This is a genomic window from Hirschia sp. (genome assembly GCF_058892565.1).
Map to the genome: position 1 here is coordinate 1 of NZ_JBZXVU010000051.1, position 10,081 is coordinate 10,081.

Below are 10,081 nucleotides of genomic sequence, written 5' to 3' on the forward strand. Positions count from 1 at the left end.
GAGGTAGGTCTTTGATATTGCCTACTTTTCCAAATAATGCGTCTCTTGGGTCTTCGCGCGGTAGATAGCATCCCATTTGCAATCCGTCTGGGAGGACTGTTGGTACATCTTTGAGAGAATGAACCACAATATCGATGCGTCCAGATAATTGCGCGATGTCCAGCTCTCTTGTGAATAGGCCTTTGCCGCCAGCATCTTGTAAGCGTTTATCTAATAATTGGTCGCCGGAAGTAGTGAAAGTGTGGATCTCAATTTCGACCTTATCCCCGACAATTTCTTTAAAACGAGCCGCAAAATCTTCAGCTTGCTGTATAGCAAGTGGCGATCCACGTGCACCAATTTTGACAATCTGTGTTGAATTGGTGAGGGGTTTTGCTTGAGTTTGTGTCGAGTTTTTGTTGCTCACGTCCCGAGTCTCTCCAGTTTTTGTATAAATTTCGTGCTCAAACGACATCATTCACTTGGTATTGTGACTAATGGGGAGTACAAGCGCGCCCATCATGACGCAAGATAAACAAACATCTTCTAAACCTTCTATAATATTGGGGCTTGAATCAAGCTGCGACGAAACCGCCGCTGCTTTAGTGCGACGCTGCAATGATGGAAGTGTTGAAGTTCTTTCAGAACGCATCGCAAGCCAAGATGACAAGCATGCAGCTTTTGGCGGAGTCGTTCCAGAAATTGCAGCGCGTGCCCATGTTGAGCGCATGGATGGTCTGGTCAAAGAAGTGATGTCGGAAGCGAACATTGGCTGGAAAGATATTGGCGGTGTTGCCACGACTTCGGGACCGGGACTTATTGGCGGCGTACTTGTGGGGTTGATGACGGGCAAAGCAATATCGCTTGCGCATGATATTCCATTCATGGCGGTCAATCATCTTGAAGGCCATGCTTTGTCGCCGCGTTTGACGGGGCAGATCAATTTTCCATATCTATTGTTATTGGTATCGGGTGGGCATTGCCAATTTTTGATGGTCAAAAATTTAGGTGAGTATGAGCGCCTTGGATCAACGATTGATGATGCACCCGGTGAAGCGTTTGATAAAACGGCTAAACTTATGGGGCTTGGATTTCCCGGTGGGCCAGCGGTTGAGCGCTGGGCGAAAGATGGAAATGAGAATGCGGTGGAGCTTCCGCGTCCTTTGCTCAATCGTAAAGACACGCTTGATATGTCCTTTGCTGGTCTTAAAACAGCTGTACGTCGCGCGATTGAGTTAGAGCCGCTATCTGATACGCGAAAAGCGAATATAAGCGCGAGTTTTCAACATGCTGTGGCGGACATTCTTTCCAAGCGCACATCGCAAGCTATGAATCTGTTTAAGGAACGCGTTGACACGTCCAATCTACAGTTTGTGATTGCTGGCGGCGTTGCAGCCAATAAGACAATACGCGCGCGATTGGAAAGCGTGGCTGAGGATGCGGGATTTAATTTTGCCGTGCCACCTATGAAATGGTGCACTGATAATGCGGCAATGATCGCGCTTGTTGGCCTAGAGAAATTCGAGCGAGATGCATTTGATGATCTGGATGTGAGTGCGCGGGCGCGTTGGCCTTTAGATAGCGATGCGGCGAGCCAAAAACCTGCTTATGGCGGAGGCCGTAGGGGGGCGAAGGCATGAAGAATGTGAACGGCTAAGGTGTTTTTAGCTTGTTTCCATGCTTAAGGTCATTAAAAATCGAGATAATAAAAACGATTGAGTCGTATAACATCGCCAAGCGGTGTGAAGAGGAGGTTTTGTGAGTTTTCAAACTATCGGCGTTATCGGTGCGGGGGCATGGGGAACAGCTCTGGCGATTAATGCGCAGCGCGCTGGCCGCGATGTTGTCTTATGGGCACGTGAAGACGATGTGGTTGAAGCGATCAACACAACTCAGAAAAATCCTAAATATCTACCTGATGCAGATGTTGTGGGTATTCACGCGACTTCGGACATGGCCGAGATTTCCAATTGTGATGCAGTGATGGCCGTGACACCTGCGCAATTTATGCGGGGAAGTTTGGAGTTACTCGGTAAGACAGCAAAACCGGGTGTTTCGGTGATGTTGTGTTCAAAAGGGTTTGAGACAAAGTCTCTTAAAATGATGACGGATGTTTTGGAAGAGAGCATTCCGGGGGCAATTGCTTCTGTGTTGTCAGGTCCGTCTTTTGCCATTGATGTGGCACTTGGTTTGCCAACAGCTGTGACTTTGGCTTCGTCAAATCAAGAAGAGGGCGAGAGATGGATGTCTGCAATTGGGCGTCCAGAATTTAGACCTTATTATTCCGATGACATATTGGGCGCAGAAGCAGGTGGCGCAGTTAAAAACGTGCTAGCCATCGCATGTGGGATTGTCGAGGGTAAAGGCCTTGGTCGATCTGCCCATGCTGCGCTTATTTCCAGAGGTTTTGCTGAATTAACGCGCCTTGGCGTGGCTATGGGCGGAAATGCGGAAACGCTTAAAGGCTTGTGCGGTCTTGGTGATTTGGTGCTGACATGTTCATCAGCCCAATCTCGCAATATGAGTTTTGGTTTTGCATTGGGGCAGGGGCAAACGGTTGCGGAGGTGCTGGGGTCTCGTACGGCTGTCACTGAGGGTGTGGCGACGGCACCGGCAATCGCGCAATTGGCAAAAAATCTAAATGTTGAAATGCCAATCTGTGAAACAGTTGCGGAGATTGTTGCGGAGCGTATAACGCTTTCTCAAGGTATTGAGGCTCTGTTGAAGCGACCATTCAAAGCTGAAGATTAAAAGGGGATAGTTTCTATGGCTTATTTTTCAATTTACGCGATGGATCGCCGCCCAGATGGCCCAACCATTCGCGCAGAAACACGTCCGGCGCATTTAGAATATCTGCGCCGGTTGGGGGATGTAGTTAAACTAGCAGGGCCGGTTATGGCGCATGATGGGGAAACAGTTGCAGGGTCTCTTGTTGTGATTGAAGCTGATGATATTGATGCAGCCCACCAAATTGCAGCTGACGATCCATATGCCAAAGCAGGTTTGTTTTGTTCATCTGATGTGCGCGCTTATAAATGGGTTATCAACCCACCCGAATAAGATGATGTAATCAATCTATTGAGGGAGCGGCAGTATCTGTTTGGGAATCTGCCGCTTTTTTTATGTGTGTTGGTATAAATTCGGCTGCGAGAGCCGATAGCAAAATGCTGGCAGTAAAGCACCATGCGCCGGGCTGACTCGCGGCCGCTGCAAATCCTGATCTGTGAGCGGCATAGACACCGATTGCCAAAACCATAACATCCAGCATTGACCATTTGCCAAGACGCGCAAGCCATTTGGTTGTGGAAGAATATTGGCGTTTAGGAGAGAAGACTAAACTTGTGAGAAGTGCGAGTTTTGAGATTGGAAAGAAGAGTGTGAAAATGACGAACACACTTGCAAGAAAATAGTCTTTTTCAATCGAGAGCCCTGCAATCACTGAAAGTAGGGAGGGTGTTTCAGTGAAGAATTTAAGCTTGGTGAGCTTTACGAGCGGCAGCAAATAGCCGGCCGCTAATAATGGCCAAGCTGCGAGCACGAAAGTCGCAGCAAGAATGCTTCGAAGGGTGTTCATATCCAGCACCCCCTTGTGATCTGGAATTAGCTTTGGACAGCTGTTTTTAAATCAGTTTGGGCTGCTTGTATTGCAGCATCAACAGCCATGTCCCATTCTTTTGCAGTTGATGCATTTTGTGCAGCTTCTGGGAATGTGATGGATCTAGACGCATTGACGACACCGCCTTCAAGGCCTTGAGGGCCAGAGACAAAGCCAGCCACAGCTTGGGCTGCGCCTGCACCTTGTGCGCCATAACCAGGAACAAGAAACGGACAAATGGGTGCAGCTTCACGCAGAAGGCGAGCTTCTTCTGGGCCTGTGGCACCGGCAACAAGCATAAGGCCCGACCATTTTGTCTCTTTGCCTTGTAAGCGCTGTGCCAACGGGTTTAGCGCTTGTGCAACACGCATAAAGAGGGGAGCGCCTTCTAAATCTTTGGCTTGGAAATCAGCTGATCCGGGATTTGAGGTGCGGGCAAGCACGGCAATGCCTTTGCCTTCACGAATGGCAACTTCGACGAAGGGTTCGAGTGTATCTAGCCCCATATAGGGATTAACGGTGATCGCATCTGAAGGGGCGCAGGCATCAGCGCCAAGATAAGCTTCAGCATATCCAACAGCAGTTGAGCCGATATCGCCGCGTTTGGCATCCATCATCACAAGCAAATTGGCTTTTTGAGCTGCGACACACACGCGCTCTAAAGCGGCAACACCTTTAGAACCCCAACGCTCAAACAAGCCAGCTTGGGGTTTGACCATGGAGACTTTGCCTTCACAGCGCGCGATAACAGCCTCACCCCAATTGGCGACAGCTTCTGCGCCGTTCGTGCCGAATAAAGCGGGGATTTTACCAAAATGAGGGTCAACACCAACACACAAAGGGCCCAGCTCTAGCGTGGCCTTCATCAAACGGTCTACGAAGGGAGTAGGAGAGGTCATTGTATTCCTGAGCTATTTTTGCGTAGAGGGCGCGTGACAGATGACTTTGACGACGGATAATTCTCTGCGCAGACGGTCAGCTTCTTGACCATAAGTGCCGGTGCCAAATTTCATACCTGTTGTACTTGATGAAGTGACTTCATTTGCGTTTAAGGCAATTGCCAAAGATTCTGGCGCCGTTGTGTAGATACGGCCCCGACGCGGGCTTTCTGCAACTGTTACACCGACAATGCGTCCATCGACATCGAAAACGGGTCCGCCACTAATGCCTGCAAGCGTGCCTTTTAAACCGCGCGTGCGGCCCATTTCAGCCCATGTTAGTACGGGCTCTTCATTGCGATAGCGACCACGGGTGATTAATCGAGAACGCGCCAATAAGCGAGAAGAGACTTCTCCGGGTTCACCTTGAGGATAGCCGACATGAAAGCCTGCTTGGTTGAGGCGCAAGTTTTCAGATGCATCGATGGCGAGGCTGCGAGGGGCACGCAGTGTTTTGAGAATGGCGATATCGGAATCTTCAGACGTTGAAACTTCGGTGACTGGCATAACGCGGCCACCACCATATAAAAGCCCGACATTCTCACAGCTATCAACGACGTGACGCGCTGTCATCCATAGGCCTTTTTGATCTATAGAAAAAGCGGTGCCGATACCATCTGCAGCCTCACCAATTTGGACGAGGATTTCTTCATCATAGGCATTGGCAAGTGGGAGTGCTTTGCCGGATTCGCTGAAAATTTCAGTGGGAGGTGCTTCTGGTGCGTCTGCGCTATCGCGTGCACCTGAAAACAATGCCCACAGAACAATACCTAAAACGGCAAATAAAACGATCCAATCTGGAATACGCATTTAGCAGGTTTCTCGCGAGTTACGGTCTAACAAGTCTACAACCGAGCGACATTTGGGTCCCATAGTGCAGATGATATAATCAAAGCGGAAGCTATTTTCACAGCAATCAAAAGAATGGCGGCACCGGCTTCATCATTTTCGATACGTTTGGGTAGGTCTCGTAGAATAAGATCCACAAACCGAAAAGCCAGAATTTGTATTAATAGAGACACGATGCCCCAGATAATCAAATCTGCCAATGATACAGATGAGGCCAAACAAGAGGCTATTGGAATAGCGAGACCAACAATAACACCAGCTAATGCTAGTCCTGCTGAAGCGTTGCCTGAGCGAAGCAGCGCCATTTCTTTTTGAGGGGTTAGAAGAATATAAAATGTACAAGCCAGAAGAAGAAGAAGGCCAGCTGTACCCGTGTAGATTAAGAAATCTGGAAAACCCGAAACAAAAGATTCTACAGCAGCTTTCATAATACCCTCATATTCTTATTCGTTGTGAGCCAAAGCCACATTTGATGAATACGTCTTCGCAATATTAAAAAGACGCGTGTATTTTACAGCGGACAATGAAACGGCGCTTGGCTGTTTGGTCAAGGTTATGTCAACAAATATAACTGGGTTTTTTATGTTAACTGCTGATTTGGCGTTAGAAGAAATGTATTAAATACCAAAGGCTGCCAATACAGCCCCTGCTGCGGCGAAACAGGTTTGTATGATCGTCAAGGCAACAGCGACCATGCGTTTACCTTTTCTGTTTTCACGCATGCCAGTTACGCGCGGTCCTTTGCGCGGCGCGAGTGTCCATACATTTGATAAAAAACCTAAGGCCGTTATCAGACAGGTTATAAATGCGACAATTGAACCGGAAAGCAGGGCAAAGACTGATGCGCAGCCCAGCAGGATGGCTTGAAAATTAGATGAGACAAGGAGTGTTCGGCGTAGCATTCTATCGGCGCGGTTATAATCAAGGCCGTCAAAAGCGATGTTCGCGAAGATAACAGCGACAGTCCAACCAGATGCGGCGGCACCCCCAGCAAAGGCAGCAGCAGAAGCAGCAAATATATTAGCTAGACTATCCATGTCTTTGTAACCTTTTGAAAACTCGACGCTAGAGGTACACAAATCTGAAAGAGACGTCACCTCTTGTCTGTCCCGTGATCTGCAAAAACATGCTTAACCTGTGTTAAGGAAAAAGAAAGGTTTACAGCAGAGCTCCGAAATTTCACGAACTTTGTATAAATTGTAAATCAGAAGCTGTTATTTGTATTTTGAAAAGCTGATCGGATATTTGTCAGCTAAGTGTTTCGCATGGCGGCGACTGCGGGGGATTCGATATTAAAACTTAAGGTGATTCGATATCTTGGGTTTTTAATGGATCGACTCCTCCGCGCTATGCTTTGGGCGGCGTGACGCTGAAAAAATGGTTCTTTTTTCCACAAAAATTAATGTTTATTAGCGAAATCAGGGCGTTTATTCATGTTCTGTAAACCATTTTTAAGCTATAAAGCTTGCAGTAGAGTATGAGTAGATTGTGATAACGGCGGAAGTTTTCTTCATGAAAGCATCCGCCGTTTTTGCATTTTAGGTATCATTTTGAGCAGTATGTGAGGCGAGCCTACATATGGCTGTTTAAACCTTTGGCCTCTGCCAAAAATACTTGATTATTCGTCCGATTGTATATGCTGGTTTTATTCGGCAGCTGTTGAATTTTGAGCTAGTTTTGCTTTTAGACGGTCACTTGCGCGTTCTTTGATGCTTTCTGAGCGCAATTGGCCACATGCTGCAAAAATATCGCGGCCACGCGGCGTCCGAATAGGCGCTGACAGACCAGCACGATTAAGCACTTCAGCGAATGTCTCGATTTTATCCCAATCGGAACACTCATAAGGTGAGCCCGGCCATGGGTTGAATGGTATAAGGTTGATTTTGGCAGGTAGACCTTTGAGAAGCTTGATCAGGTCGACTGCTTCGGCAAGGCTATCATTCACATCTTTAAGCATGACATATTCAAATGTGACGCGTTTTGAATTTCCAAGGTCTGGATAAGACCGGATCGCATCAAACAGGCATTCAAGATTATACTTTTTGTTGATCGGCACAATTTCGTCACGCAGATCATCATTTGTAGCGTGCAGTGAAATCGCCAGCATCGCATTTGTACGCGCACCTAATTCTGGGATTTTAGGGGCAACACCGGCTGTGGAAACCGTGATGCGGCGGCGACCAATGGAAATGCCTTCGCAATCGGATATTGTATCGATAGCTTCAACCACATTATCGAGATTATAGAGAGGCTCACCCATGCCCATAAATACGATATTTGTGAGCTTACGATTTTCGCTTGGTGTTGGCCATTCGCCTAAAGTGTCTCGCGCGACCAAAACCTGAGCGACGATTTCTTGCGCGGTTAAATTGCGCACCATTTTTTGAGTGCCTGTGTGGCAGAAAGTGCAGCTAAGTGTACAGCCAACTTGTGAGGAGACACATAAAGCGCCAGAACGCGCGACGTCTGGAATGAATACACTTTCTGCTTCAATTCCAGGCCCAAAGCGCGACAACCATTTTTGTGTGCCATCAACTGAGACTTTGTGTTCTGTGATGTCGGGGCGGGCGATAATGTGATTTTCGACCAGTTTGGCGCGCATGTCTTTGGCGATATTGGTCATGTCGTCAAAATCTGTGACGCCGAAATTGTGCATCCAGTGAGAGACTTGTTTTGCCCGCATTTTGGCTTTTTTCTTATCAATGCCAATTTCTTCCATGCGTTCGCGCAGCTTTACAAGCGAAAGGCCGGAAAGGTTTACGGGGCCTGTCTCAGCAGGTTTTGCTGGACGGCGAGATAGATCAAGTTCTGTGGACATGGCGTGCTTATAACGTGAAAAGTCTTCCGCGTCACGTCTGATATTGAAACGGTATTATTTTGGGATTTGATGGATCAAATTTTGATTAGAGTAGCTGGTTAATAAAGACCCAGATCGATGTGAAGAATAACACAGCAACCATCGCCATGCTTTGCGAGGTGAATAGCCAATTAGATCTTGGAAGATGAGGCGGATCTGCTTGAATATTATCTGTTTTTACGCGTTCAATTAATTTGTAAACGGCCTTGGTGTCGGAGGCATTAAAAGACATTCCCAAAGAAGCAGCGGCTTCAGGCTGTTGGCTTAATGCAATGGCCAGGTCTTTGTGGATACGGTTTAAACGCGACTTTTGCCGGAATAGAGAATAGACGACCATGCCTCCGGCAATTATTAGGTCTATTAAGCCAAAAATTTTAGGGCCCACAAATCCTGATAGTGGTTCATGTAGATATAATTGCCATTGGTTTAGCAAAGTTTGTATGAGTTTTGGCAGGGGTGGGAGCACGCCGTGCAGATCACAAAAACTTAGCCCAGCTATGATAAAAATGAGCCAAGATATAAATGTGATGGCATGAGAAAGGGCCATGAGAACTCCCGATTTATTCCATCATATACAATAGCTCGAGGGGGTAAAGCTTTCCAAGCACTATCTACAGGCCGCTTCGGCGCGATCAATCGCGGCAGATGATCCGCTGAGTGAAAAATGATATGCGGTTCGGGTATCTCGTGCTGATACGGCTTCGACGCGGAGGGTGGTTCCTCTTTTTAAGGAGCGTACAACACTGTTTTCGTTTTTGTCTTCAAGAAAACCTTCACTTCCGGCAGTGTACATGCGCCAGCGTTCGCGACCAATGACGACTTCCGGTGGTAAATCATCACGCAATTCATAGCCGACTTTTAAACTGGGTTGAGATTTGCCGGCACCAGATTTCCAGTTTGCAACGAAAAAATGGACATCACCATGCACGACATCTTGTGGGGCTTTATCTGAAGCGGCTGTGGCGGCAAAGCAAACGAGATCTCCGTCAACTTCTTGGGTGAAGACTTGCCAGTCTTTAAAGCTGCCTATCGCTTTGACTTGTGCATTTGCGGCAGTGGAAGCTGAAATCGAAAGGATACAGAAACACAGAAAATACCGCATTGATGATGCAAAACACTTCATTGCTGATTGATCTGTAAAATACCTGTTCATGTTCAGTGAACCCCTTGCTTGTTGATGGACAACTAACCCAGTTTATGAAGATTAACCATGAAATAATTGAGGCAGAATCAGAAAACACGTGACATTTTTCAGTGACGTCATTTCGAGTCGTCATATTCACCCAAGTAATGGGTAGGATGCTTCTTCTTCATACAGACTTTGATGCTTTCCCGGGCGTGATGAATAGAGTGCAAACCTGTCGATTGTGAATTCTGGCGTTTCAAACATGGCATGACGTTGCAGATATTCGCTGACGATGTGCGGAGGGATATTTTTTAGGTAAGCCAGAGTAACATGCGGGATATAGGTGTGTTTATCCGTATGGAGTTTGAGCTCTCTTGTGGGCCGTTTGCACTTGCTTGCGAGTTTTAGAATGTGTTCATTGGCTTCTACGCCAGCCCAAAGCGTGTGCGGATCAAATCCACCAAATTGGCCAACATCTTTTAGGCGCAGTGTTATTGGAGGTAAGTTGATCGTCGCGAGTGCTGCATCTAAATCATGGGCGGTGTGATCTTCGACATTTCCGTAAAAATTCAATGTGAGATGAAAATTTTCTTTGTGTCGCCATTTTGCGCCATCCAACCCATTTTGCATGGATTTGAGCATCTCGGATATATGGTCGGGAATAGGGAGAGCGGCAAATAATCTATATGACATGTTTTTATTTAAAAACGTTCGCTTTGCTTAACTAATCTTAAGTT

12 protein-coding genes and 1 pseudogene are annotated in these 10,081 nt (G+C 47.1%); 3 read left to right on the forward strand and 10 right to left on the reverse strand.

Going from position 1 to position 10,081, the window contains the following annotated elements:
* Nucleotides 1–406, reverse strand: a pseudogene (locus tag AC5EF3_RS15540) (hydroxymethylbilane synthase); the annotation flags it as partial.
* A 94-nt stretch (nt 407–500) separates the two neighbouring features.
* On the opposite strand from AC5EF3_RS15540, the gene tsaD reads away from it, so the two are divergent.
* The 3 genes from tsaD to AC5EF3_RS15555 all read left to right on the forward strand — a co-directional run bounded on the left by tsaD (nt 501) and on the right by AC5EF3_RS15555 (nt 3,039).
* Nucleotides 501–1,619: a tRNA (adenosine(37)-N6)-threonylcarbamoyltransferase complex transferase subunit TsaD gene (gene tsaD, locus AC5EF3_RS15545; RefSeq protein WP_493548707.1), complete on the forward strand. Its 1,119-nt coding sequence runs from the start codon at nt 501–503 to the stop codon at nt 1,617–1,619.
* A gap of 118 nt (nt 1,620–1,737) precedes the next feature.
* The gene (locus tag AC5EF3_RS15550) at nt 1,738–2,730 is read left to right on the forward strand and encodes an NAD(P)H-dependent glycerol-3-phosphate dehydrogenase (RefSeq protein WP_493548708.1); all 993 of its coding nucleotides are present in this window, start codon (nt 1,738–1,740) and stop codon (nt 2,728–2,730) included.
* Between the two features lie 15 nt (nt 2,731–2,745).
* On the forward strand, nt 2,746–3,039 hold the full coding sequence (locus AC5EF3_RS15555; RefSeq protein WP_012777936.1) for a YciI family protein: 294 nt from the start codon (nt 2,746–2,748) through the stop codon (nt 3,037–3,039).
* Between the two features lie 10 nt (nt 3,040–3,049).
* Here AC5EF3_RS15555 and AC5EF3_RS15560 read toward each other — a convergent pair whose 3' ends face one another.
* The 9 genes from AC5EF3_RS15560 to thpR all read right to left on the reverse strand — a co-directional run bounded on the left by AC5EF3_RS15560 (nt 3,050) and on the right by thpR (nt 10,037).
* Nucleotides 3,050–3,553: a paraquat-inducible protein A gene (locus tag AC5EF3_RS15560; RefSeq protein ID WP_012777937.1), complete on the reverse strand. Its 504-nt coding sequence runs from the start codon at nt 3,551–3,553 to the stop codon at nt 3,050–3,052.
* Nucleotides 3,554–3,579: 26 nt separating this feature from the next.
* Nucleotides 3,580–4,473, reverse strand: a complete 894-nt coding sequence (pyrF, locus tag AC5EF3_RS15565; RefSeq protein WP_493548709.1) for an orotidine-5'-phosphate decarboxylase — start codon at nt 4,471–4,473, stop codon at nt 3,580–3,582.
* Between the two features lie 12 nt (nt 4,474–4,485).
* The gene (locus tag AC5EF3_RS15570) at nt 4,486–5,322 is read right to left on the reverse strand and encodes a S1 family peptidase (protein ID WP_493548710.1); all 837 of its coding nucleotides are present in this window, start codon (nt 5,320–5,322) and stop codon (nt 4,486–4,488) included.
* A 35-nt stretch (nt 5,323–5,357) separates the two neighbouring features.
* Nucleotides 5,358–5,789, reverse strand: a complete 432-nt coding sequence (locus AC5EF3_RS15575; protein WP_012777940.1) for a DUF350 domain-containing protein — start codon at nt 5,787–5,789, stop codon at nt 5,358–5,360.
* A gap of 189 nt (nt 5,790–5,978) precedes the next feature.
* Nucleotides 5,979–6,398, reverse strand: coding sequence for a hypothetical protein (locus tag AC5EF3_RS15580; protein WP_049763113.1), 420 nt, complete (start codon nt 6,396–6,398; stop codon nt 5,979–5,981).
* 608 nt (nt 6,399–7,006) lie between these two features.
* Nucleotides 7,007–8,179 (reverse strand): dual-specificity RNA methyltransferase RlmN, encoded by a 1,173-nt coding sequence (gene rlmN / locus AC5EF3_RS15585; RefSeq protein ID WP_493548711.1) that lies wholly within the window; start codon nt 8,177–8,179, stop codon nt 7,007–7,009.
* 85 nt (nt 8,180–8,264) lie between these two features.
* The gene (locus AC5EF3_RS15590) at nt 8,265–8,765 is read right to left on the reverse strand and encodes a hypothetical protein (RefSeq protein ID WP_493548712.1); all 501 of its coding nucleotides are present in this window, start codon (nt 8,763–8,765) and stop codon (nt 8,265–8,267) included.
* Nucleotides 8,766–8,825: 60 nt separating this feature from the next.
* Entirely contained in the window at nt 8,826–9,371 is a 546-nt protein-coding gene (locus AC5EF3_RS15595) for an invasion associated locus B family protein (protein WP_493548713.1), read from the reverse strand.
* Nucleotides 9,372–9,497: 126 nt separating this feature from the next.
* Entirely contained in the window at nt 9,498–10,037 is a 540-nt protein-coding gene (thpR, locus tag AC5EF3_RS15600) for an RNA 2',3'-cyclic phosphodiesterase (protein ID WP_493548714.1), read from the reverse strand.
* Between the last annotated feature and the right edge of the window lie 44 nt (nt 10,038–10,081).